This window comes from Acinetobacter sp. 778_lipA (assembly GCF_058242985.1).
Window position 1 is genome coordinate 3602947 of the sequence record NZ_JBZAYT010000001.1, and the last position, 24480, is coordinate 3627426.

At 37.9% G+C, this 24480-nt stretch carries 18 protein-coding genes and 8 tRNA genes; 7 read left to right on the plus strand and 19 right to left on the minus strand.

Translation table 11 applies throughout. The annotated features are described in order from the left end of the window. Nucleotides 1–124 precede the first annotated feature (124 nt). Complete coding sequence (locus AC4CUY_RS17005) at nt 125–2767, plus strand: PepSY domain-containing protein (RefSeq protein ID WP_490774486.1); 2643 nt, start codon at nt 125–127, stop codon at nt 2765–2767. Between the two features lie 124 nt (nt 2768–2891). Beyond that, nucleotides 2892–3677 (plus strand): YdcF family protein, encoded by a 786-nt coding sequence (locus AC4CUY_RS17010; protein WP_490774487.1) that lies wholly within the window; start codon nt 2892–2894, stop codon nt 3675–3677. A gap of 40 nt (nt 3678–3717) precedes the next feature. On the opposite strand, the gene AC4CUY_RS17015 is transcribed toward AC4CUY_RS17010, so the two are convergent. The 10 genes from AC4CUY_RS17015 to AC4CUY_RS17060 form a co-directional block, all read right to left on the minus strand. Continuing rightward, complete coding sequence (locus AC4CUY_RS17015) at nt 3718–4182, minus strand: DUF2750 domain-containing protein (RefSeq protein ID WP_419328179.1); 465 nt, start codon at nt 4180–4182, stop codon at nt 3718–3720. 75 nt (nt 4183–4257) lie between these two features. Continuing rightward, nucleotides 4258–4333, minus strand: a tRNA-Val gene (locus tag AC4CUY_RS17020). A gap of 182 nt (nt 4334–4515) precedes the next feature. Further along, nucleotides 4516–4592: transfer RNA gene (locus tag AC4CUY_RS17025), tRNA-Asp, on the minus strand. Between the two features lie 8 nt (nt 4593–4600). Then, a tRNA-Val gene (locus AC4CUY_RS17030) sits at nt 4601–4676 on the minus strand. 72 nt (nt 4677–4748) lie between these two features. Then, nucleotides 4749–4825 (minus strand) — tRNA-Asp (locus AC4CUY_RS17035). A gap of 8 nt (nt 4826–4833) precedes the next feature. Next, a tRNA-Val gene (locus AC4CUY_RS17040) sits at nt 4834–4909 on the minus strand. A 72-nt stretch (nt 4910–4981) separates the two neighbouring features. Beyond that, nucleotides 4982–5058 (minus strand) — tRNA-Asp (locus AC4CUY_RS17045). Nucleotides 5059–5103: 45 nt separating this feature from the next. Beyond that, nucleotides 5104–5180: transfer RNA gene (locus AC4CUY_RS17050), tRNA-Asp, on the minus strand. Nucleotides 5181–5204: 24 nt separating this feature from the next. After that, nucleotides 5205–5280, minus strand: a tRNA-Val gene (locus tag AC4CUY_RS17055). Nucleotides 5281–5554: 274 nt separating this feature from the next. Beyond that, complete coding sequence (locus tag AC4CUY_RS17060; protein ID WP_490774488.1) at nt 5555–5953, minus strand: YbaN family protein; 399 nt, start codon at nt 5951–5953, stop codon at nt 5555–5557. Between the two features lie 226 nt (nt 5954–6179). Between AC4CUY_RS17060 and AC4CUY_RS17065 the strand changes: the two genes are divergently transcribed. The 3 genes from AC4CUY_RS17065 (at nt 6180) to dapE (ending at nt 8570) form a co-directional block, all read left to right on the plus strand. Continuing rightward, nucleotides 6180–7025, plus strand: coding sequence for a DUF1853 family protein (locus tag AC4CUY_RS17065; RefSeq protein ID WP_419361334.1), 846 nt, complete (start codon nt 6180–6182; stop codon nt 7023–7025). A gap of 115 nt (nt 7026–7140) precedes the next feature. After that, nucleotides 7141–7281 carry an entericidin A/B family lipoprotein gene (locus AC4CUY_RS17070; RefSeq protein ID WP_336954649.1) on the plus strand — a complete coding sequence of 47 codons (141 nt, stop codon included), beginning with the start codon at nt 7141–7143 and terminating at the stop codon, nt 7279–7281. 155 nt (nt 7282–7436) lie between these two features. Beyond that, a complete protein-coding gene (gene dapE, locus AC4CUY_RS17075; protein ID WP_490774489.1) occupies nt 7437–8570 on the plus strand; it encodes a succinyl-diaminopimelate desuccinylase in 1134 nt (377 codons plus the stop codon). Nucleotides 8571–8644: 74 nt separating this feature from the next. Here the strand turns inward: dapE and AC4CUY_RS17080 are convergent, their stop codons facing one another. From AC4CUY_RS17080 to pilG, 6 genes are all read right to left on the minus strand, one after another. Next, on the minus strand, nt 8645–9109 hold the full coding sequence (locus tag AC4CUY_RS17080) for a hypothetical protein (protein WP_419329189.1): 465 nt from the start codon (nt 9107–9109) through the stop codon (nt 8645–8647). A gap of 8 nt (nt 9110–9117) precedes the next feature. Further along, the gene (locus AC4CUY_RS17085; RefSeq protein WP_336954653.1) at nt 9118–13641 is read right to left on the minus strand and encodes a hybrid sensor histidine kinase/response regulator; all 4524 of its coding nucleotides are present in this window, start codon (nt 13639–13641) and stop codon (nt 9118–9120) included. A 143-nt stretch (nt 13642–13784) separates the two neighbouring features. Then, nucleotides 13785–15854 carry a methyl-accepting chemotaxis protein gene (locus AC4CUY_RS17090; protein WP_336954655.1) on the minus strand — a complete coding sequence of 690 codons (2070 nt, stop codon included), beginning with the start codon at nt 15852–15854 and terminating at the stop codon, nt 13785–13787. A 43-nt stretch (nt 15855–15897) separates the two neighbouring features. After that, nucleotides 15898–16434 (minus strand): chemotaxis protein CheW, encoded by a 537-nt coding sequence (locus AC4CUY_RS17095; protein ID WP_336954656.1) that lies wholly within the window; start codon nt 16432–16434, stop codon nt 15898–15900. 3 nt (nt 16435–16437) lie between these two features. After that, nucleotides 16438–16806, minus strand: coding sequence for a response regulator (locus AC4CUY_RS17100; protein WP_483770662.1), 369 nt, complete (start codon nt 16804–16806; stop codon nt 16438–16440). Nucleotides 16807–16826: 20 nt separating this feature from the next. After that, nucleotides 16827–17210 (minus strand): twitching motility response regulator PilG, encoded by a 384-nt coding sequence (gene pilG, locus AC4CUY_RS17105; protein ID WP_004723803.1) that lies wholly within the window; start codon nt 17208–17210, stop codon nt 16827–16829. 284 nt (nt 17211–17494) lie between these two features. Between pilG and AC4CUY_RS17110 the strand changes: the two genes are divergently transcribed. Both AC4CUY_RS17110 and AC4CUY_RS17115 read left to right on the plus strand, forming a co-directional pair. Further along, complete coding sequence (locus tag AC4CUY_RS17110; protein ID WP_490774490.1) at nt 17495–18136, plus strand: hypothetical protein; 642 nt, start codon at nt 17495–17497, stop codon at nt 18134–18136. A gap of 247 nt (nt 18137–18383) precedes the next feature. After that, complete coding sequence (locus tag AC4CUY_RS17115; protein WP_490774491.1) at nt 18384–20099, plus strand: proline--tRNA ligase; 1716 nt, start codon at nt 18384–18386, stop codon at nt 20097–20099. 69 nt (nt 20100–20168) lie between these two features. Here the strand turns inward: AC4CUY_RS17115 and AC4CUY_RS17120 are convergent, their stop codons facing one another. From AC4CUY_RS17120 to AC4CUY_RS17130, 3 genes are all read right to left on the minus strand, one after another. Further along, nucleotides 20169–21116, minus strand: a complete 948-nt coding sequence (locus AC4CUY_RS17120) for a DUF6160 family protein (RefSeq protein WP_336954661.1) — start codon at nt 21114–21116, stop codon at nt 20169–20171. 95 nt (nt 21117–21211) lie between these two features. Continuing rightward, nucleotides 21212–23701 (minus strand): DUF6160 family protein, encoded by a 2490-nt coding sequence (locus tag AC4CUY_RS17125; protein ID WP_336954662.1) that lies wholly within the window; start codon nt 23699–23701, stop codon nt 21212–21214. Between the two features lie 26 nt (nt 23702–23727). Beyond that, on the minus strand, nt 23728–24465 hold the full coding sequence (locus AC4CUY_RS17130; protein ID WP_336954663.1) for a hypothetical protein: 738 nt from the start codon (nt 24463–24465) through the stop codon (nt 23728–23730). Between the last annotated feature and the right edge of the window lie 15 nt (nt 24466–24480).

Sequence of the window (24480 nt, forward strand, 5' to 3'; positions counted from 1 at the left end):
TTTTTGTACTTCGCTATTTTAATAAAAATGATAATGAGAATAAATATTATCTGCAAAATTCATTATCTCTCCGATTTATTCAGCTATAATTTGCTATCAAAAATATTCTGCCCTTTGCATTGCCATGTTTAAAAAGACTTTTTTTCAAATTCACTGGTTTCTAGGGATTACAGCTGGTTTAATTCTCTCAATTATGGGAGTGACTGGTGCAATCTATTCTTATGAACAACCTATTCAAAGATGGTTAAACCCAGATAGCTACACGGTAAAAGTTGAAAATCAGGCAAAACTCACGCCTGCTGAAATTTATCAGCATTTCCAAACCCAAAACCCTGAAATGAAGATCAACAGTATTACGGTTGCGAAAGCCGCTGAAGAAGCTTCAAATATTAATATTGTCAAAGAAGGCGCACGTAGAGGTTATACCATGATGGTAAACCCTTATACGGCCGAAGTTCTTCCTGAAGTGAAAGGCAAAGATTTTTTTCAATTTATACAGCAATTACATCGTAACTTAACTGTGGGTGAAGTCGGTAAACAAATTACTGGTGCCAGTACCTTGATGTTAATTTTCTTTGTACTCAGTGGGCTCTATTTACGCTGGCCGAAAAAGCATTCTTTTAAACAATGGTTTGCCATTAAGCCTAAACTCAAAGGTCGTAATTTCCTTTGGGATCTACATGCTGTTGTCGGAACATGGGTGGTGATCTTTTATTTACTTTTAGCATGTACAGGGCTGTATTGGTCGTATGACTGGTGGCGTAATGGTATGTTTAAAGTAATGGGGGTTGAACGACCTCAGCCTGAAATGCAAGCGGTACGCGGTGGAGAAGGTCAAGGACGTCAAGGAGCTTCTGGCAATCCTCAACAACAACATGGCGAAAAGCAAAATCCAACGGCAGGGCATCAAGCACAATCAGGCCGTGAAAATAAGCATGAGAATAAAGAAGGTTTAAAACCAGAACAAATTCAACATGTACTTACTCAAACATGGAATGGGTTTAATGCTCAAATTAAACGTGACTATTCGACACTAACTGTTTCGATTCCTAAAAAGCCAGATGGTAAAGTTGAACTCACCTTTGTTGATGCTATTCCACAACATGAGCGTGCACGAAACAAAGCAACCTATAACTATCAAACTGCACAAATTGAAAAATTAGACTTATACGAAAGTAAACCACTCAATGAAAAAATCATGGGAAGTATGCTCCCTGTGCACCGTGGTAGTTTCTTTGGCCCAGTTTTTCAATTCATCGCAATGCTTGCAGCATTGGCAATGCCATTATTTTTTGTTACTGGATGGATGCTGTATTTAAAACGTCGTAAGCAAAAGCGACTCACCCTTGCTGCAAAACAATCTGGTTCAGCGATTCAAATTGATCCCAACGCAACACCTTGGTTAATTGCTTATGCCTCTCAAACAGGAATGTCTGAGCAATTGGCATGGCGCACCTCAACCAGTCTGCAAGAAGCCCATCAGCCAACAACAGTAAAAGCTGTACAACAACTCTCTGAAGATGACCTCAAGCAAGCCAAACAAATTCTCTTGATTGCAAGTACCTATGGTACAGGTGAAGCACCTGACTTAGCCTCGCACTTTGAGAAAAAGCTTATGGCTACATCATTGGATCTTTCGCATTTGAAATATGCGGTTCTAGCATTGGGTTCACAAGACTATCCTGAGACCTATTGTAGCTTTGGGCATCGCATAGATGCATGGTTTAAACATTCTGGCGCGCAACAATTGTTTGCTACGCTTGAAGTCAACAATGGTAATAATGCAGATATCCAACATTGGAATGATGCTTTAGCAAAAGCCACAAAACTCGATCTACAAACAATGTCTATTGATAAAGTATTTGATCAATGGCGTCTAACAAAACGAGAATTACTCAATCCAAACAGCTTAGGCGCACCCGCATTTAATCTTGAATTACAAACAAGCTATGATACGGATTGGCAAGCTGGCGATATTGCAGAAATTCAAACTGGGAATAGTCCTGAACGTATTCAATTGTTTTTAAATAAATATCAAGTTCATGCAGATACAACCGTGGATTCACTCGAGCAAAGTATTCAAGAAGCACTTTGGGATCGCGATTTAACGGTTGATGTTGAACCTTTTGCCAACATGCAGCATTTACTAGAGCAACTCCCTGCACTACCTACTCGTGAGTATTCGATTGCCAGTATTCCAAGTCAGCAAGTATTGCGTTTAGTAGTTCGCCAGCAACTGAATGCTCAAGGTGAACTTGGTCTAGGCTCTGGTTGGCTGACGGAACATGTTCAATTACGTGATAAAATTGCGTTGAGAATTCGTAATAATGAATCATTCCATTTAATTACGGATAACCGTCCGATTATTTGCATTGGAAATGGTACAGGAATTGCTGGATTAATGAGTTTGATTCATGTCCGTGTCCGTATGGACTATACTGAAAACTGGTTGATTTTTGGTGAACGCCAACAAGCAAACGATTATTTCTTTAAAGATACAATTCAAGCTTGGCAAAATACAGCAATGCTAAAACGTATTGATTTAGCTTTCTCTCGTGATCAAGCTGAAAAAATTTATGTACATCATAAACTGCGTGATCATGCCGAAGAACTGAAAAAATGGGTTACCAATGATGCGGTGATCTATGTCTGTGGCAGTATCAATGGTATGGCGACTGATGTTGATCTCGCTTTAATTGATATCCTTGGAGAAGACACAGTTGAACAATTACGTTTAGATGGTCGTTATCGTCGTGATGTTTATTAGGGGCTATTGAATAAATTTACCCACCAAAACCGAGTTCAATTGCTCGGTTTTTTTTGATTCATATATAATAAATGCACAGATTTCGTTTAGAATTAAACTAATTTTTAATGATTTGTTTTCACCCATGAATAACAATAAACTCTTCCACATTGTCTTTTTTTTGCTGGGATTTGTCTTATTCCTCGATGGATTTATTTTAATTTTATATAAAAAAATCCACTTAGGAACAATACTCCCTTTGCTGATTGGCTTAGTCTTTATCACTACAGCGCTATGGAGCCAACACATTCAGCAGTATTTAGCACAACACTTAAAGTTAAAGAAAATCTGGCGTTTAGGATGGGTTCTATTTACGCTTTGGTCTGTCAGCTTAATCGGCTTCTTTGGTTATATCCACTTAAAATCCCAACAAAATACAGCAGAAAATAATCTACAAGCAATTATTGTATTAGGCAGTGGCATTACCCAAGGAAAAGCCTCACCGACCCTCGCAAAACGTTTAGATCAAGCTGGTGAAATTGCAAAACAACAATCACAAGCTTTGATCATTGTCAGTGGTGGTTTAGATTTTGGTGAAGAAAAACCTGAAGCAGAAATTATGTCGCAATATTTACAAGAGCACATGCAAATCAAAGCCAGTAGAATTCTACAAGAAAATAAAAGCACCAGTACTGACTTAAATCTTAAAAATAGCCAAGCGATTTTAAAAGAACATGATTTGACTTTAAATTCTAAAATTGCAATTGTCACCAGTGATTTTCATACTTTACGTGCCGCAGCAATCGCAAGAAAACAAGGCTATCACAATTTCATTACAGTAGGCGCTGAAACCCCACTCACGACACGCTATAACGCATGGTTAAGAGAGTATTTTGCCTATATCAGTGGTTGGATTTTAGGCGAATATTAAAATGCACAACGCCATCACGTTGATTATGTATACGACTTTACTAATGTAAGCGAATTTTACGTGGTAAAGGCAAGCGCTTATTGTTTTGAAATAGTTCTGGTTGAGTCGTATACATTCGATATAAATAATTCTTTATATCAAGTAGAAATTTATTTGTTGAAACTAAAATATTTTGCCCTTCTGGGGTTAAATTTATAGAAATCGCAGTATTATTTTGTTTAATAAAAGGAATCATCTGTTCAATAAAAACAATGAGTTCAATTTCTTGAACCGCATAACGGCTCCAGTTATCTTTAATCAAAATTTGTGCCAAATTTCGGCTTTGCCAAACGGCTAAAGACTGTTGCCCGGTAGGTGATGCACATAAAGCCCAACCATCATCATAAAGTACAAAAACCTTAGTTTGTGAAACAATCGTTTCCACAAAATGTTTGTATTGATCTAGAGTTTGTACTGAGTTTTTTTGAGTTGCGGACGCAGCTTTACGTTGATATGGATTTCTCATTGAAAATTTATTCTTAAAATACTTATGCTTATATATTATATAGAAGTTCTAAACAAATAACTAGATCGGAAAACATGGTGGGCGCTGACGGGATCGAACCGCCGACATTCTGCTTGTAAGGCAGACGCTCTACCAACTGAGCTAAGCGCCCTGAGCGAGGATAAACAAAGTTGTTAACTCTGTTTGAACCTATAGAAAATCGATGATTTAATTTTAAGTTCTATCCTAAAGATGGGGATAAGCTATACAAAGCATATAATATTTGATCTTTAAAAATCAAAAACTTTGAATTCTTACAGTTCCAAATATCTTGATCTCAGGAAAAAAGATAAATGGCGCAGCGGACGGGACTCGAACCCGCGACCCTCGGCGTGACAGGCCGATATTCTAACCAACTGAACTACCGCTGCGTTGTATATGGTGGGCGCTGACGGGATCGAACCGCCGACATTCTGCTTGTAAGGCAGACGCTCTACCAACTGAGCTAAGCGCCCTAAACTAGAAAAAATAAAAAACTATTTAAATTCTAATTAGGTATTACATCTTACTACAAAATCATTGTAAAGTGGCGCAGCGGACGGGACTCGAACCCGCGACCCTCGGCGTGACAGGCCGATATTCTAACCAACTGAACTACCGCTGCGTTGTATATGGTGGGCGCTGACGGGATCGAACCGCCGACATTCTGCTTGTAAGGCAGACGCTCTACCAACTGAGCTAAGCGCCCTAAACTAGAAAAAATAAAAAACTATTTAAATTCTAATTAGGTATTACATCTTACTACAAAATCATTGTAAAGTGGCGCAGCGGACGGGACTCGAACCCGCGACCCTCGGCGTGACAGGCCGATATTCTAACCAACTGAACTACCGCTGCACTTTTAACAATAAAATTGCTACACATACGATGATTGAATTTAAGTGGCGCAGCGGACGGGACTCGAACCCGCGACCCTCGGCGTGACAGGCCGATATTCTAACCAACTGAACTACCGCTGCACTAAAAAATTCAACGTTAAAGCTTGGTGGGCGCTGACGGGATCGAACCGCCGACATTCTGCTTGTAAGGCAGACGCTCTACCAACTGAGCTAAGCGCCCTAACGACTTCATCGTTTGTGAGGTGCATTATAGAGAATCTTTACTGAGTGTCAAACGCTTTTCTCGATGTTTTACCTATTTTAGGTTTGAGTGATTAAAAAATAGATCATTTTTGTTTTAATTGGTGTTTTTTGTTTATTATTTATCTATTTATAAAGTTTTAAAACCTGTATTTAAATAAATTTAGCTGATCATTTAATCACTATTTTAATCGTATTATTCATTTCATCTAGACTTAATAAGATTTTCAGTGATTAAAAATACCGAATAAAGGCTATTCGGATTTATCCACTTCATTCAGATTTTTTATAGTAAGTTTTGGTTCAGGACGTAACCAAAGCCAGATAGCCACAATTAACATGGTCACATCGGTAAAAATTTTCACAGCCAATGGCGCATTGGTGAATAACATAATCACCCCACTGATCAACATCATAATACTGGCGATCCACTTTGCTTTACGTGGTACTGTGCCATTTTCACGCCATGCACGAAGCGTTGCACCATATTTTGGATGATTGAGTAACCAAGCATCCACCTGTGGCCATCCTTTTGATGCTGCCCAAGCTGCCAAGATGAGGAAAACTGTCGTTGGCATTCCCGGTAATATTGCCCCAATAAATCCGAGTACAATAAAAACAATTACCAATGTTCGCCAAAACAAAATTTTCATAAATTAACTCAATTTGACCGTGCGACTAGTATACCGTCCAAATGATTTTGCCAGTATATTTTAAATCAATTGAAATCATTGTATTTTAAAATCACGATGTTCATCATTTCCAATACAGTCAAATTGAGCTTGCATGTATATCTACTTATTTGCTTGAATCTCAATACACTAAAAACCTTTTCTTTAAAAATAAACTGAGTGAGTCCTCAGCTTAGGACAGCATACAATGACAGACTACTTTGAGCCTTGGTTAAAGTACAAACACCCTATTGTTCGTCAATTGGCTTTTTGCATTGCCAGTCCCAATATTATTCAGCATCTGCCTGATGAATTAGAAATTAAAAATCGTTTTGAAGTACACGACACGGGGTTTTGGCAACAACAATATATAGATTTTCAAACGCGCTTAGATCAACTCGATCACGACCCCACCCCACTCATTGAATTTTTGCAACAACTCAAAAGTACACGTTTAGGGTTACGTTTTGAATATTTATTTTGGTTCTGGTTGCAAGATGAAGCCAATCAACATTATCAACTCATTCAGCATAGTATCCAAATCATTGAAGCAAAGAATACATTAGGCGAAATTGATTTCCTTGTTCGTAATCAGGCCACAAAACAGATCGAGCATTGGGAAGTTGCTTTAAAGTACTATTTAGGCGAATCAAACTTACAATTAATGCATTGGTATGGTCTAAACCGTAGTGACACTCTTTTACGAAAACTTAATCATTTCTCAAAAAAACAATTTCAATTTACACAGGCTTTAGATTTTAAAATTGAAAAGAGGCTGGCTATAATGAAAGGACAACTTTATTTGCCAAATCTTGCAGACCTTACTGTACTTCCCTCATGGATCAATACTCAACATCGATTGGGACAGTGGGGTCATCATATTGAAACAGGGTATTATCGGTTACAGCGGCATGAATGGATTTGTCCAGATCTAGAGCAAAGCTCACCTGTTGCACAATGGTGGTGTAATGGCTTATATCACAACACAAGTACCCTACAATTTTATATGTACCGCCAAGCCCCTCTGGTATTTTCTTTTGACATAAATGCTTAATTATTCACGTTTCTTATACATGGATTAACGAATTCACTCATAAAAGCATAACGATATATTTACGAGATACTCGTATACTAAAATTCTAATTAACGCGTGAAACACGGAGATAGTAATGAAAAAAATTTTAGCAGTTTCAATGTTATTCGCTTTTGTTTTAGCTGGTTGCAACACATTTAAAGGTGTTGGCAAGGATGTCTCTAAAGCGGGGGATGCTGTATCGAATTCTGCAGAAAAAGTTGAAAATAAATTGTAATTCTCAATTTTATTCTACAACATGAGCCTTATCTAATTAGATAAGGCTTTTTAATGCTGATTTAAATAGTTTTCTACTTTCTCTCGTTTTTAGGTTTTCATTCGGTTTTATCTTCCTCTATTATATTATTTAATTTACTTACTTGATCAATGTCCATGAATCATTCGGATACTTTAGAACTGAGTTTACAACTTCTTCGCCAGCCTTCTGTGACACCTATAGATCACACTTGCCAAACCATTATGGCAGATCGTCTATCTGCTATCGGCTTTAATATTGAAAATATGCGTTTTGAGGATGTTGATAATCTTTGGGCAAGACGCGGAACAGCATCTCCAGTTTTCTGTTTTGCAGGTCATACCGATGTGGTACCTACAGGGCATCTAGATGCATGGGAGTCTGATCCATTCTTACCTGAAATTCGAGATGGTAAACTTTATGGTCGTGGTAGTGCTGATATGAAAACAGCATTGGCCGCAATGGTGGTTGCATCAGAACGTTTTGTGAAAAATCATCCCAACCATAAAGGTTCTATTGCTTTTTTAATTACTTCTGATGAAGAAGGCCCTTCTATCAATGGTACGGTTAAAGTAGTTGAAACTTTAGAAGCACGTAATGAAAAAATGACATGGTGTCTGGTAGGTGAGCCTTCAAGTACAGATACGTTGGGGGATATAGTAAAAAATGGTCGTCGTGGCTCATTAAATGCAGTATTAACTGTAAAAGGTAAGCAAGGTCATGTTGCCTATCCACATTTAGCCATTAACCCAATTCATACTGCATCAAAAGCCTTATCTGAATTATGTGATACTGTTTGGGACAATGGCAATGAGTATTTCCCTGCAACTTCTTTTCAGATTTCCAATATTCAAGCAGGTACTGGAGCAACCAATGTTGTACCTGGCAACATGACAGTAACCTTTAACTTCCGTTATTCTACTGAAGTTACTGCGGATCAGCTTAAACGACGCGTTGTTGAAATTCTAAATCTTCATAATGTTGAATATGATATTGAATGGACTTTATCAGGTTTGCCGTTCTTAACTCCAGTTGGCGAGTTGGTCAATGCTGCACAAACTGCAATTAAGAACGTGACAGGAACAAAGACTAAACTATCAACCAGTGGTGGGACTTCTGATGGACGTTTTATTGCGCCTACAGGTGCTCAAGTGCTAGAGTTAGGTGTTTTGAATGCAACTATTCACCAAATTAATGAACATGTAAACATTGATGAATTAGAGCCATTAGCTGAGATCTACGAACAAATCTTAGTCGAATTACTTGCTTAAGTTTTATAATTTTCAATCAATAAAAAGGACGCAAACGCGTCCTTTTTATTGATATTCTTTGGAGTTATGACAGATTAAGTCTTCTTTATCCCAATCTGTAACTGAATTTGATCTAGATCTGGCACATGATAAGTCTGATCACCAATTTTCACATACTGTAAAATAGTTTTATCTTTAACTGTATCCTCTGCATCGACTACTTCAGAAATACGTAACCGTATCGAACTTGGCATTTCATTGCACATCAAGGCAAAACGCTCATCTGCGTCTTCCCCTTCAATGATCAATGCGACACCCAGTGTCTTTTTAGGATCATTCACACTAAAAGTCGGTAACTTCTTTTCATGCCATTCTACGACATTAACATAGGTCGGACTATTCTGAGCAGAAAGCACCACATTTTGTGGTAACAACATCGGTGCTTTATCATAACAATCAATAATATATGCATCAATAAATCCAGTAGACACCGTAATTAAGTGCTGTAATTCTCGTGTGCTAATTTTATCAATGGAAGATTTTTCGATATTCTTTATCATGAGTGCTCCTATTTAACCGTCAACAAAGCATCAATATTTTCCAATAAATCAGCTTCTTGGAATGGTTTACCCATATAATTTGTCACACCTAAGCTAAATGCACGTTCACGATGTTTTTCCCCTGTTCGTGACGTAATCATAATAATAGGCAAATCGCGGTGAATTTCATGGTGGCGAACCAAATTTGTGACTTCAAAGCCATCCATTCGAGGCATTTCAATATCCAGCAACATCAAGTCTGGTTTGACATTTTCAAGTTGCTCAATCGCATCCACGCCATCTTTGGCAGTAATCACATCGAAACCTTGACGCTCTAGCAAGCGTGAAGTGACCTTACGAACTGTAACTGAGTCATCCACAATCATAATCAAACGGCGTTGATCACGATGACGTTGTTTGTCCTGTTGAAGATGTTCAGCACTACTACGAGTAGATGCCTGAACCTGTCGTGCAATATTTTGCCCATCAAGAATCAAACAAACCTGCCCATCACCAAGAATGGTTGCACCTGCAATCGCATTGATTGTTGCAAACTGCTTACCAATTGGTTTGACCACAATTTGTGAGCGTGAACCAATTAATTGATCGACAAGAATGGCAATGGATTGCCCTAAGCTTCCCTTGATCAGCAATACCGGTAATGAATGTGCAAGCCCGTGTAAACGTGGAGTGACTTGACTCGCTGTGAACTCACCTAAATAACGTAGTTTATAGCTCTGGAAATCGATGTCAAAATAGTCATTTTGAGTTTCAAAATACTCTTCCAAAGCAGCTGGAGAAATTCGAACAATACGATCAATTTGCGATAATGGCACTGCAAATTGCTGATCACCCACTTTCACCATCAAGGCATCACTAACCGCAACTGTTGTGGGTACAGTAATTGTAAAGGTTGAGCCGTAACCTAATTCAGAACTGACACTCACTTGTCCACCAAGTGATTTAATTTCACTTTGCACGACATCCAAGCCAACACCACGACCAGAGATTTGTGTTACTTGCTGTGCTGTACTGAAACCAGGATGGAAAATAAACTGAAGTATTTCCTCAGGCTCTAACTGTTGATCAGTTTTGATCAACCCTTTTTCGATCGCTTTGTCACGAATAACTTTTGGATCAATTCCTTTACCATCATCTTTAAACGATACAAGCACATCTGTACCTTGACGACTAATATTCAAATCAATTCGACCTGTCAACGCTTTGCCAGATTTCTGACGCTGTTCGGCATCTTCTATCCCGTGGTCAATCGCATTACGTAGCATATGTTCTAACGGCGAAACTAACTTTTCCAGAATATTGCGGTCCAATTCCCCTTCAGTATTATTGACTAAAAGCTCAGTGGGCTTATTAACTGTTGAAGAGGTCTGGCGAACCAAGCGCTGTAATCGAGGTAACAATCTTGAGAATGGTACAAGACGAGTACGCATCAAGCTTTCCTGAATTTCAGCTTGAATACGAGATTGCTGCAGCAATAAGCCTTCAGTATCACGAATCTTTTCAGCCAGTGTGGTCTTAAAATCAACCAAGTCAGATGCAGATTCAGCCAGCGATTTTGATAACTGATTTAGAGATGAATATTGATCCATTTCTAAAGGGTCAAAATCGGCATAACGAGAGCTTAAATCACCATGTTTTGCAATGATTTGACTTTCCAACTCGCCTTCCATTCGGCGTAGCTGATCAGCCAAACGTTGGATTGCCAACTCCATATCAGTCAAGGTATTACCTAACTGCCCTAGATCCATCTCAATACGTGAACGGTTAATTGCATTCTCACCAGAAAGATCAATCATTTTTTCGACTAAATCCGCAGAGATACGGATCATCTCATTGTTGGATTCAGTTTTTTGTGAAAGATCCCATTCACCCAACATTGACGGTGGCTCAGTGCCATCCCCCTGAACAAACTCATTAATTGATTGCTCAAAAATTAAATTGGTACGGGATAATTTTTCTGGAAGCTGTGCAGATACATCAACATATTCAATGCTATTTAAACTCGATTTTAAGCTTTCAAAGTTGTCATAATCATGTTTAAAAATAGCTGTATCTAGCCAATGAAAGGTTTTTTCCAGCAAGCCATCATAAACATTTGAGTTAAAATTATGTAAACCAAATTGTTCAAATGCATTTTCCAACTCATAAGCAATATCTGCGACTTCTTCCAATTTCACCATCTTCGCACCACCTTTTAAGCTGTGTGCAATACGTTGTAATTGGAGTAAGAAGCTACGATTACTTCGGTGATCAAACCATTGAGTTAAAATGCTTAGACCTTCATCAATTAGCTCTCGAGCCTCTTCAATAAAAGTTTCTTGAGCAATCATTTCAACAGGATCCAAATTCAGATCTTGATCAATATCTACAAACAAGTGATGATCATTAATTGCTGATTGATGATCTTTATCAGATTGTTCAATTTCAAGCTGTTCCGATATTGGATCGTTCGTTAAAACAATTTCATCTTCAATATATTCAACTTCATGCAAATCTGATAAATCATGGGTAAATTGCGATTCAAGTGCTGTTGAAGCTTGGCTCGTGTCAATCGGACGTTGCTGATCAATATTTTGTAAAACATTGAGAATGTGAGTCGCAGGATAATCGATTGCTTTTTCACGAATCAATTGAATACGATCTGCCACATCATCCTGAATTAAACGAATAGATTGAATAAGATGTGGCTCAGCTTTGAGCTGACCTTTGATCACTCGTTCATAAATCGTTTCTAACTCATGTGCAATCAAACCAATAAAGGTGGCTTGAACCATATTTGCCCCACCTTTTAAGGTATGCAAATAACGCATCAAATTATTTAATGCAGTTGTGTCATCAGGATGGCTTGACCAAGTATTTAAGTCATGATCCATCCCAACCAACAACTCATCCGCTTCTTCAATAAAAATGTCTAAGACATCTGCATCAAATTCACGCTGACTATGCTCTGAGTCAATATTCTGTTTATCAAGATTAATTTGTGTCAGTACATAATTACCCACTGATTCAACAGGATTTACTTCAATGAATACTGTACTTGACTGTTGCTCAATTTCCGGCTCTATACTTGTTTCAATAGTCTGATCATCAATACTTGTGTCTATTTCTTGGTGTAAATAGTCATGTAACTCAGCCAGAATCGCTTGTGTTGAATCATTTAAGCTGACCCGTTGGCCTGAGGCCAAGGTGTCGAATAAATGAATAAATTCTTGATGCGCCTTAGAAAACATTTCAAAAGCATAATCAGTATTTAATAAATCAGGCTTGCGAATAACTTGCTCATAGCCATCTTTTAAAGCCAGACTAAAATCATGGATGCCTTGTGCAGCACGATTATTAGTATGATCAATCAGCATCTGTGCTTGTTGTGTTAGCTGTTGGAAATATGCTGGATATTCAACTTGGGCTCGCTTATCAAACTCAAACTCGGCATCTAACAGTAGATCAATCTCCAGATCAACTAATTGTGTGACTAACCCCGTTTGTGAATGCTGGTATTGGTGTTGGAAATCATAACGCTCCCAAGCATCATTAAATTTTTGATATATAGTTTTCAGCTCAATGGCTTGATTACCTTTCAGCTTTAAAACATAGAGATAGTCACTGACAAATTCAGCATAGTAGGTTAGTAAAGCATTTTCATTTTTTGAAGATTCAGTATCTTCTTGAACCAATACTTTAAATAAATGCTCTACTTTACCACTTGCTTCAAAGACCTCATTGACATGCGCCATTGAAGAACTACCACGCAAAGTATGTAAGGCACGAATCAAGCGATTATATTGATCAGGCGTATGTTCTTCTAAGTGCAAAAAGTCTTTAATTGCCGCCAGATGTTCCTCTGACTCTTCGACAAAAATCTCCAAGGTTTCAGATGTTAAACTATCATCTAAAATCGTCGATTCAAGCACTACATCTTCAACAGTATTTAAGGAACCACTTACAACTGGATCAATCACATGCGGAGTTGTCATAGAGATTAGGTCTGCTATTACCGTATCTTCGCCAATCTCCAACCCCGTAATGACATTTTCATTATCTAGTGTATTTGATAATGCCAGTAACTCGCCTAAAGCAGGTTCTAAGCTTTGTTTCTGTTGTAATTGTTGCCCCAAATACACCAAAGGTGCTAAAGCTAAATGATGCGGTTTTCTATTTAAAAACTCTGAATACAGTTTAAACTTATAAATATTAAATACTGCGCGTACATATTGTTGAATCTCAGCAGTAAGTTCCAGATTTTTCGTAATAGTACGATTTAATGTATCTTCAACAGTCCAAGCAAGCTCACCAGAACGTTTAGCCCCCACCATGCGTCCAGACCCTTTAAGAGTATGAAAATAACGGCGAATATTGACCAATTCTGTATCTTTAAACTCTTCGAGTTGCCAGCGATCAAGAGACGTTTGTAACAATTCAAAAATTTCTTCGAGTTCTTCTACAAAAATTTCTAAAATTTCATCATCCTGACCAAGATACTCATCTTCAGGTAAAGTGACATGTTCCACTAAATGTTTTAATATTTCTTTCATAGCTCAGGCTTCTATGTTAGTTCCCGTCTTTGGGACTAAAACCTTTCAAAATACAGTCAATCTGAATGGCTTTAGAAGGCTTTCCATTCAGTGCAATACCCACTTGTTACAGGAGATATTGCACGTATAAAGTATCAATCGTTTTAGTCAGGTAATTTAAAGTCTGAAACTGATTGACGTAATGAATCCGCCATACTTGCCAATTCAGAAACCGAACGGGCTGTATCAAACGTTGCCCCTGTAGTTTGTGAAGTAATTTCTTGTACGACATTCATCGTATTTGCAATATGACCTGCTGAAGCAGACTGCAATTTAGCCGACTCAGAAATACTTTCAATCAAACCAGCCAAATTACTTGATACCGTTTGAATTTCACCCAAAGCAACGCCCGCATCTTTTGCAAGGTTCGCACCACGCACAACTTCCGATGTGGTTTGTTCCATTGAAATTACAGCTTCGTTGGTATCGGTCTGAATGGTTTTAACCAGCGTTTCAATCTGTTTCGTTGCAGATGCTGAACGTTCAGCAAGGCGCTGTACCTCATCCGCAACCACAGCGAAACCACGTCCCGCTTCACCAGCCATAGATGCCTGAATTGCTGCATTCAATGCCAGAATGTTGGTTTGGTCGGCAATATCATTAATTAGCGATACAATGTTACCAATCTCTTGAGAAGATTCACCCAAACGTTTAATACGCTTAGAAGTTTCTTGAATCTGTTCACGAATGGTATCCATACCTTCGATTGAGCGGTTTACCACATCTGCACCATTGGATGCAATTTGTACTGAACGCTGTGCTACTTCTGCTGATTCAGCCGCATTTGCAGATACGTGGTCAATGGACTGTGCAATTTCATTAATCGCTGTTGATGCCCCTGCAATCTCTTGAGCCTGATGCTCAGAGGCTTCAGCCAATTGGTTAGTAATCTGTTGCGTATTCTGAGTATATTGTGCAACTTCTTGAGAAGTATCGTTAATTCGAGATACCAGATCACGTAATTGGTCAATCGCAAAGTTAATCGAATCGGCAATAGCACCCGTAAAGTCTTCCGATACTGTTGCATACGAACTTAAATCACCATCTGCCAAATCGGCAATTTCATCAAGTAAACGTAAAATCGCATTCTGGTTACGGTCATACTCATCTTGTAAGCGTGTTACACGGACTTTATCCGACTCACTACGTAAACCGAGTAGTTTAAATACTGCAAATAAAAATGCGACGAGGGCAAGGATTAAAATCAATGCAGGTAAAATCGTACCCACACCAGTATTCACTGAAAGTCGATCCAAACCTTTTAATAAATTATCCGATTGAGCAAAGATGTCTGACGATGCTTGACGTACTTTAAAAATCTGATCCGAGTTCTTCAATACAGAAGTCGAAGCAAGTTGCACAATTTCATTGTAATCAGCTTTAATACTCTCTAAAGACTCGCGTAGTTCAGGTTTATCAATACGTGTTACACCTAAATCAGCACTACCATCTAATTGAGCATTTAAGTAGGTACCAAAAGTTTCGGTATCCGCATTAAAGTCGTCAGCTGAAGCACGTGTATTATCAGAACCACCTAGTACTGAACCAATAGAACGTAAAATACGTTCCGCAAGAAATACTTGGTTCTTCGCGATGACAACCTGGGTACTTGGCATATTATCACGAGCCATCTGGTCAACCATTGCGTTATATTCAGCCTGCATCCCAGGAATCACATCAGCAACAGCAATGTTGGTATCATATAATTGGTTAATAATTTTCTGATGTGTCGCGATCATGTCGATATCAGCAGAAACTTGTTGCCAAATTTTTTCAACACCCTCTACTTGTTTTGAAGACGCATGAATATCTTTGACGACATCTAAGTTTTCTTTAAATTTCTTTTGTGATGTAACTAAAGCACTAATTGATTCTGCTGAACCAGATGCCGTCGCTTCAGTTGCTTGACGAGATAATGTCTGTGATAAAAGTTTTAATTCACCCAAACTACGAGTTAAGTCGTTATTTCGAGGAACTGTATAGAATAAAACCAAAAGCAAAATAATCGCAACGATGATACTGGCAATGGCCATTTGAATAAATGGCTTAGATTTGTCGCTTTCCCCAAACAACTTTGCAAATTCATCAATTTTTGATTTGGTTTTGGTTACTACACCTGAACTACTTTTTTGAGCAGTATCCCCTGTATTTTTCTTCTTTAGTTTAAAGCCCATTCAGCTTCTCCCGATTCGCTTAACTCTTAATTAGGCGTCAAAGCTAGTTTATAAATTTTTCTGATGCATTCATGTATTGAGGATCATTTAACAAACGACTAAATAAGAATATATTCCAAGCTTGATTATGCTGCTGAAAATATCCCTGACAGTAAGTTTGAAGGTTTTCTTCTAATTCATTGTTTTTAGAAAAAAAACCTTTTTTATTAAAATGTTGAATCCCCAAAACCTGATCTACGATCAGCCCAACATAGTGGTCATTATGACTAATACATAAGACTTTTTGAGTAGGTAGAAATTGGCTTCTATGCCCCGTTAAATAAAAAGCCAAATCAGAAACTGATAATAATCGTCCGCGAATATTTGCTAAACCTTTCACCCAACCTTGAACATTAGGAACAGGTGTATATTTTGGCGGATAAATAACTTCTGAAACCTCACCCAAAGGAGCAACAAAATATTGCCCCATCATTTCAAATGCAATGCCTGACCATCGGTTTACTTCATTTTCATTGTCAGCGTAATTTTTATTTCCTCGCTTAGACAATCGAAGTAATTCGATAAATCCATTTGCTGCCATACACTACCCTGCTTGTAGATGTTGCTTAATCGTATTGATCAGCTGATTCTCATCAATTGGCTTTGTTAAGTAGTCACAAGCCCCTTGACGTTTTCCCCAAACGCGGTCGGTTTCTTGATCTTTAGTACTTACAATCACAATCGGAATATGCTTGGTGACCGCACCGCGCGCGATCTGACGAGTCGCTTGGAAACCATTTACACCTGGCATAACAACATCCATTAAAACAAGATCAGGCAATTCAGCTTGCGCGAGTGTTATACCATCTGCCCCATTGGTCGCTTCAATCACCTCGAATCCATGTTTAGCTAGAATTTCTTTAAATCTAAACATTTCTGTCGGTGAATCATCAACTATTAAAATTTTTGTCATTATTTCCCCCAAATTAACCGTTAAGCAGTTACATGATTGCGAATAGCATTTAATAGTTCATCTTTACTAAATGGTTTTGTTAAATATTCGTCCGAACCGACAACACGACCTTTTGCTTGATCAAACAGGCCATCTTTACTTGATAACATGATGACTGGAATATTTTGATAATTTTGAGAATTTTTAATCAAAGCGCAGGTTTGATAGCCATCAAGACGAGGCATCATGATATCGACAAAAACAATATCTGGATTTGCTTCAGCAATTTTAGATAAAGCTTCAAAACCGTCTACAGCAGTGACAACCTCACAACCTTCTCTTTGTAATAATGTTTCAGCAGTACGACGAATAGTTTTAGAATCATCGATCACCATGACTTTTAAATTTTGAAATTTATCGTCCATTTAATGCCCCTTTCCGTAAGCTTGGAATGAATTGTGCTGTACAGATTTATTTTTACAATTAAGCATGTTTTTTTAACATATATTAACTCACTTTATCAATGAGCATTTCTTGTCGGAAATCTCACTTCAAACAGTAAAACACAGCAAAGCTCACATAAAAAAAAATATTATGCTTTTTTTTAGAAGTTAATTGTTTATTAAAATTTTGTAACCACATAAAATGGCCAAAGATAGTTTCAAAATCATATAACTTACATTGATTTTTTGGGGATGGCAGACTTTAAATGGATAGAATAATCTATTACCAAAATTTAGGTTCAAAAATAAAAAAAATATTCAGTATTTTGCTCTCAGTTTGCTTACTCATTTACACGTTATCGGTCTATGCTGATACACCTCCGGTTAAGGCAGTATGGTATAGGTATTATGATAAAAATGGGGTTGCTAACATCAGCACATCGGTTACACCGGCACACATTAAAAATGGTTATGAAGCACTTGATCGCAATATGCAAGTCATCAAACGCAACCAAGCTTATAATGTCGAAAAAGATTTGCAACAATCGACTTCACGCGCATCTGAAGTACGTAAGTTAGAACAAGATGCACGTTTAAAGCGTGCTTATGGCAACTCATCTGTTGCAATCAACAAAAGAAATGAACTTCTAAACAGTCTAAAACAACAAATAGCACTTCAAAACCAAACACTTAAACAGCTTCAAAGTGCAAGAATTATACTTAAACGACAGGAAATGGAATATTATCGCAAAGGAAATACCGTCCCTGTAACACTTAAAGATCGGATCAAATACAACTCAGAAAATATCGAAAAAACAAAAAATTATATCGAAAACCTACAAAACAACTATCGCTCTACACAAACACACTATGATGATATTATTAACCGCCTCAAAAAGCTTGAATAATCACCTTTTAATTAAAAGTTTTTCAGCTTTATTATTAAAGAAATCTTAACAAAAAATCTAAACTTTGAGAACAGCCACCCGCAATGTTGGATGCTTTTAAGTTAAAAGCAAAGTCAGATCACATCGATAGCGTAAGAATATAAAGTTTCCAATTTAAACAATCATTAAAAATGTTCAGCTTATTTTTTTATCGTATTTTTTTATCGTATAATCCTTTTTTAAATCTAAAAATTTTAGGACAGTTTCCATGCGCGCGAGTCGCTTTTTATTTGCAACGTTAAGAGAAACCCCAAATGATGCTGAAGTCATTTCACATCAGCTCATGTTACGTGCTGGGATGATCCGTAAATTGGCTTCAGGTTTATACACTTGGCTGCCAATGGGTGTGCGTGTGCTCAATAAAGTTGAAGCGATTGTTCGTGAGGAAATGAATCGTGCAGGCTCTTTGGAAACATTAATGCCCGTAACACAACCAGCTTCGCTATGGGAGGAATCTGGTCGTTATGTACAATATGGTCCAGAACTGCTGCGTTTTAAAGACCGTCATAGCAATGATTTTGTATTAGGTCCTACACATGAGGAAGTCATCACGGATTTAGCTCGTAATGAATTAAAAAGTTATAAACAACTTCCGATGAATTTTTATCAAATTCAAACTAAATTCCGTGATGAAATTCGTCCACGTTTCGGCGTAATGCGTTCTCGTGAATTTATTATGAAAGATGCCTATTCTTTTCATGTCGATCAAGCCTCATTACAAGAAACTTATGATGTCATGTATGACACATATTGCCGAATTTTCACACGCTTAGGTTTAAATTTTCGCCCTGTTCAAGCTGACACTGGCTCCATTGGTGGTTCAGGTTCACATGAGTTTCATGTACTTGCTTCAAGTGGCGAAGACGATATCGCCTTTTCAACAGTATCGGACTATGCGGCCAATGTTGAAATGGCTGAAGCAGTATTGACTGGTGAGCGTGCTGAACCAACTCAAGATCTAAAAATTGTAGATACACCAAATAAAAAAACAATTGCTGACGTTTCTGTATTTTTAAATACAGATCCAGCTCAATCTGTAAAAGCCTTACTTGTACAAGGTGTTGTTGATGAAAAGGGCCATGTCCCAGTTATCGCGTTATTCTTACGTGGCGACCACGAGCTTAATGAAATTAAAGCTGAAAAGCATCCACTCATTGCTGCACCTTTAACATTTGCAACAGATGCTCAACTGAATGCTCTAGGTTTAACCGCAGGATTCTGTGGTCCACAAGGACTCGTAGATAAAGGTTTAACTGTAATTGTTGACCGTGCAGCCTCAGTACTTTCTGATTTTGTTGCTGGTGCCAATGAAGTTGATAAACATGCAACTGGAATAAATTGGGAGCGTGATGCAAAATTTACAGAAGTTTTTGACTTACGTAATGTGGTTGAAGGTGATCCCTCTCCAGATGGTCAAGGAACAATTTTAATTAAACGAGGTATTGAAGTTGGTCATATTTTCCAATTAGGTACAAAATATTCTGAAGCATTAGGTTGTAAAGTTTTAGGTGATGATGGCAAACCTTTAGTCGTGACGATGGGGTGTTACGGGATTGGTGTAACACGTGTAGTCGCTTCAGCAATAGAACAAAACTTTGATGAGAAAGGTATTATTTGGCCATCTGCGATTGCACCCTTTGAAGTTGCAATTGTTCCAATGAATGCTCAAAAATCTCCACGTACACTTGAGGCTGCTGAAATACTTTATGCTGAATTACAGGCTGCAGGCTACGATGTTTTACTCGATGATCGTAATGAACGTCCAGGCGTTAAATTCTCTGACTTAGAGTTAACGGGTATTCCTCACCGTATTGTCATTGGTGAAAAAGGCTTAGATGCTGATACTTTCGAATATAAAGGTCGTAGAGATGCAGAATCTATAAATCTAAGTAAAGATGAGTTATTGGCTAAATTAGTAAAATAGTTTTTTCAATAGTATTAAAAAACCCACTGCATGCGGGTTTTTTAATACTTTACTATTTATAAAACATTATTACAGCCCATTAATTTTTACTTTTAAATCTGTAACGGATGTCCCGATTGCCCCAAAGTTCCCCATCGAGCCATTTTGCAAACCATTAAAAGCTCCTGCTGCACTTGCTCCACTTGTTCCCATAATCATCTGATTGATTCCAAGATCAAACTTACTCGATTCACCTGTATTACCAAATACAAAACCTGTTGGTTCAACACCAGCATAGAAACCTTTTAATGAAAAACCATTGGTTTTATCTGTTCCTGTTAACTGGAAATTAAAATTTGCACCAATATCACTATCATCCGATAAAAGTGTAATAGCACAGCCTGTTCCCGTACCACAAATTGATTGAATTGCCCCACCAAATACAATCATACGTCCTTGAGGTGCATTTCCAAGCTGCAAATTAATCGATGGTTTAGCTGCAGTAAAGTTAATATCAAAACCGTTGTCCATTTTTAAAAATTTAATGACATCTGACTTTTCACTGGTTCCTGTAAAAATAGATTGAGATCCTGTAGGCCCAGAAGATGAATTCGCACCAACCAAGTAAAGTGCAAATGGTGAAACTTTAATACCCGAAATATTGCTTGCAAAGCTCATTCCTATATTGGCAAAAGGTTTACCACTTATTCCACTATCTGTGTCCATGACAATATTCATGGTTGGGGTATTTGAAGCCCCAAGAAAAGTAATATTAACGCTTTGGTCAGCAACAGTAGTTGCACTTTTACCCGCAAGAACTAGGGATGCTTTATTGGCATCATTCACAGTCGAACCAAATCCATCACGATCAATGATTGACAGTTGATTCAGTTGAACCTTACTCAGATTTATACCAACATTAATTCCATCTTGCCCTGTTGTTTGGGAAAGACTTTGATCATCCATAGGTTCCATTGCCATCGCAACTGGACTTAGTATCAATAATGATATACATCCTAGCTTTCTATTTTTTTTCATTATCCTAATCCTTAGGAAAATTTATATACTGCCTACCACGTCACAGTCTAATCAGAAATTCTTTATGATAAAAGCATAACCCGACCAATAACGCATTAGTTCCGTGGAATAATGTTGAATTCACTGGTTAAACGACCACCTGTCAACGCCATTTCACCTAAACGCGCACCTGAAACCAAAGCACCATTCATTGAAGGTGGATAAAAGTTTAAATCTCTCGCTCTAAATACACCATCAACCGATTGTGTTGGATTAAATTGTAAACTTGCATTAAATCCAACCTGACCATTCCCAGTGGTTGAGTTTTTGCTGATCACAATCGCATTGTTAAAGCGAATATCGCCTGTCAAGTTATCTAAACCAAGTGTAGAACCATTTGCTGGATCACTAATTTGAATTGTATTATTTGTAGTTGCCAATTTTAAATCGCCGACCACAGTTAATCGATTTCCTGTTCCATCTGCTTTAATTTCACTATTTGGAATAAGTGACAAATCCATATCACCACCAAAGCGAAGTTTTAGACCAAATAGCACATCATCACTTTTGGCGAAATTATTAGAATCTGAAACACGCTTATTTCCACAAGCTACACTTGCTGTCGCAATACCACCAGCACATGATGCATATGTGGTTCCAGGCAAATAACCTGCTGCCACTTCTGCCGCCATTACCACCAGCATGTTTTTTAAACTTAAATTTAAACTTCCATTCTCAACGCCTATGCTGCCATTCCCTTTCAGCAACATATCAATGTTTCTTAAGCCTAAATAATAGTCCCTAGAAGTACCTGCTATAGGAACACCAGCATCATTTTTCACCTGACCACCATCAATCACCAGAATAGATGTGGTTTTATTGCCAAGCTTAGTTGTCCCATTTTTATCCACACCGTCCGTACTAAGACCTAAAGAAAATCCAAGTCGAGAGGTTTGAGTACCAGCTGTTGCTGCTACACTGTTTTTAGTACCATCAGTTAAGTAGTAATAGGCTTTATCAGCATCAACTGTTGTACCATACATCGCTAAATTAGCATTTAAGTTATAAAATGGTAAAGCCAGCCCCCATCGATTATTTAGACCGTTCTCGGTAAATAAATTCCCCGCTGCAACACCAGCAGTAGTAGTAAATCGCCCTCGTCTGGAGATGGCTTGGAACTCTCCACCACGGATTGAAGCTACCACAGCATAAGGACGATTAGCTGCCGATAGAGTCGTATAAATATCTTGTTTATAATCATTCAAACTAGTTAAAGCTTGACCATTACCAAAACTTGAATTTTGAAAGGTTGCATTTACAGGTATGGTGACTTGCTTAGAATCAGTTAGGTTTAAAAAAATATTTCCCGTATCAAAAGAAGCACGAGTTCCTTTTTGTAAACCTGTTAAATTACCAAACTCGAAGCCATAACTATTTAATCCTGCACCACCAATTTCCAAAGTTGTTGCATCTCCACCGCCAGTCAGCATAGTATCGCCCTCTTTGGTGAAATCCGTCTTCATACGAAAGGCGATACCTGAACTACCAACGATATCTTTTCCTGTATCTGTACCACTCGAATTAACAGCAGAACCAATTAAACTACTGGCATTTTGCACACCACGAAATTGGAGTGAGCCATTCACCATACGCCCACTTGCACCTACGCGAATCAGTCCTTTTGCTCCCGTTGGCGTATTATAATTATCTACATCATAAAGAGAGGTAGGATTTATTCCTTTATTATTCACCATAATTTCAAGGTTTAGTCCGGCATTTGTTGTAGAACTTCCGTTTCCATAACTACCTGTATTAATAAAACCCGCTTTTGATGAAGCTGGATCAACCACTCGTGTTAAATCCACATAGCCATAATTAGTATCGGGTGCCTGACTTGCACCTGCTATATTGCTTCCAGAATTCGTTTGTAATTTAAAACCTTCAGCGGCATCTATAAATGCAAAGCCTTTACCTTTAAAATTAAAATTAAAGTTTTTTAGAATTAGTTGATTTAACTCACTTTTTGCACTACTCTGCCCCAAATAGATGTTGGCATTTTGAAGTCCTAAAGTCAGCTCAACCTGATCTGTTTTACTTAAAAGGCCATTGCTGGTTTTTAATCCAATACTTGTATTTGACGCCGTTTGTACCGCTAAATTGCCCAGTTTTGCACTACAACGTGCTCCACTTGGATCACTATCACAAACACGAAATGAATCGACAGTCATAAGCATAGGAGAGAGGGATAAATCTAAATTCACTCCAGTTTTTCCTGCAACAGTCCCTATATTAAGCTTCATATCGGCTTTTAATGGATCTGTAGAAGTATTGCTCTGTTGTATTTTAACCGTATCTGCTGTTGCAATAAGCGCTTGACTGGTTGCATCTGATTCTGCGCGACCGACCTGATCTGTCCAATATAATGTTTTAATATTGGCTTCTTTTAAGCTTGCCTCAATATGTACACCATCTTGACCATTTACGTTTCTTAAATCACTATCATCTAAAGCTTGCAACGCATAAGCTGGTATATGTATAGCCAACAAGCTCAAAGCTAATGTATTTAAAATAAATCTTTTTCCATGGTCTTGTTTTTTTATGTTCATTCCTAAACCCTCAGATTTACTTTATCTTAGCAACGCTTGTTACTCGTAGAATTACAACTAAACATCATAATTTTACCTTGCAATGCCAAATTTCCATTCATACGCATGCCCATAAAACCGGTTTCGTTACCTTGGTCATAAGTGGAGTTGGCTGCAGTCGTTGCATCATAGATGGTCTTTTTTAAATAGCCGTACTTATCGGCTGTTGCTCCAGAAGAGTTTTCAGTGACTGTTCCATTTGCATTGGTCTGGCTTGTGAATTCATCCTTTTCAATTGATAATGCATTAAAACCAAAGTTTCGAATTTGAATTGGATTTGTTGCATCAAAACCCAGCTGAATCGCAGGTTTAATCCATGGTGTCCCAGCAGCGTCAATACCTCTGTAGACTAAGTCCACACCATCTAATCCAAGTTTCTGAATATTAATCGTACCTTGAATTCCTTTAAATACCACCCACAGTTTATTGCCACTGACACTGTTTGCAGCGCCACCAGCATCTACATATCTATTGTTTACTGAAAGTGCTAAGCGGCAAAACTCTAATTTTGCACACACCCCACCAGTATCACTATCGAACTTATAAGCATTTCCAGTAGCGTAATATGAGTCACTTGCATTAACCTGATTCAACACCAATTTTAAAGATAAATCTGCGCCAGCTTGCCCCTCAACCTGTTGCAAATCGGAATCAGTTAAAGCTTCCATAGCGGCCAAATGAAAACTTACCAAACTGGTTAAAATAAGAAGCACACTTTTTTTCATCATATTTCTCCTTAT

Coding starts and splice junctions, on each gene's coding strand:
- AC4CUY_RS17005 (WP_490774486.1), top strand. CDS start 125: ATGTTTAAAAAGACTTTTTTTCAAATTCACTGGTTTCTAGGGATTACA.
- AC4CUY_RS17010 (WP_490774487.1), top strand. CDS start 2,892: ATGAATAACAATAAACTCTTCCACATTGTCTTTTTTTTGCTGGGATTT.
- AC4CUY_RS17015 (WP_419328179.1), bottom strand. CDS start 4,182: ATGAGAAATCCATATCAACGTAAAGCTGCGTCCGCAACTCAAAAAAAC.
- AC4CUY_RS17060 (WP_490774488.1), bottom strand. CDS start 5,953: ATGAAAATTTTGTTTTGGCGAACATTGGTAATTGTTTTTATTGTACTC.
- AC4CUY_RS17065 (WP_419361334.1), top strand. CDS start 6,180: ATGACAGACTACTTTGAGCCTTGGTTAAAGTACAAACACCCTATTGTT.
- AC4CUY_RS17070 (WP_336954649.1), top strand. CDS start 7,141: ATGAAAAAAATTTTAGCAGTTTCAATGTTATTCGCTTTTGTTTTAGCT.
- dapE (WP_490774489.1), top strand. CDS start 7,437: ATGAATCATTCGGATACTTTAGAACTGAGTTTACAACTTCTTCGCCAG.
- AC4CUY_RS17080 (WP_419329189.1), bottom strand. CDS start 9,109: ATGATAAAGAATATCGAAAAATCTTCCATTGATAAAATTAGCACACGA.
- AC4CUY_RS17085 (WP_336954653.1), bottom strand. CDS start 13,641: ATGAAAGAAATATTAAAACATTTAGTGGAACATGTCACTTTACCTGAA.
- AC4CUY_RS17090 (WP_336954655.1), bottom strand. CDS start 15,854: ATGGGCTTTAAACTAAAGAAGAAAAATACAGGGGATACTGCTCAAAAA.
- AC4CUY_RS17095 (WP_336954656.1), bottom strand. CDS start 16,434: ATGGCAGCAAATGGATTTATCGAATTACTTCGATTGTCTAAGCGAGGA.
- AC4CUY_RS17100 (WP_483770662.1), bottom strand. CDS start 16,806: ATGACAAAAATTTTAATAGTTGATGATTCACCGACAGAAATGTTTAGA.
- pilG (WP_004723803.1), bottom strand. CDS start 17,210: ATGGACGATAAATTTCAAAATTTAAAAGTCATGGTGATCGATGATTCT.
- AC4CUY_RS17110 (WP_490774490.1), top strand. CDS start 17,495: ATGGATAGAATAATCTATTACCAAAATTTAGGTTCAAAAATAAAAAAA.
- AC4CUY_RS17115 (WP_490774491.1), top strand. CDS start 18,384: ATGCGCGCGAGTCGCTTTTTATTTGCAACGTTAAGAGAAACCCCAAAT.
- AC4CUY_RS17120 (WP_336954661.1), bottom strand. CDS start 21,116: ATGAAAAAAAATAGAAAGCTAGGATGTATATCATTATTGATACTAAGT.
- AC4CUY_RS17125 (WP_336954662.1), bottom strand. CDS start 23,701: ATGAACATAAAAAAACAAGACCATGGAAAAAGATTTATTTTAAATACA.
- AC4CUY_RS17130 (WP_336954663.1), bottom strand. CDS start 24,465: ATGAAAAAAAGTGTGCTTCTTATTTTAACCAGTTTGGTAAGTTTTCAT.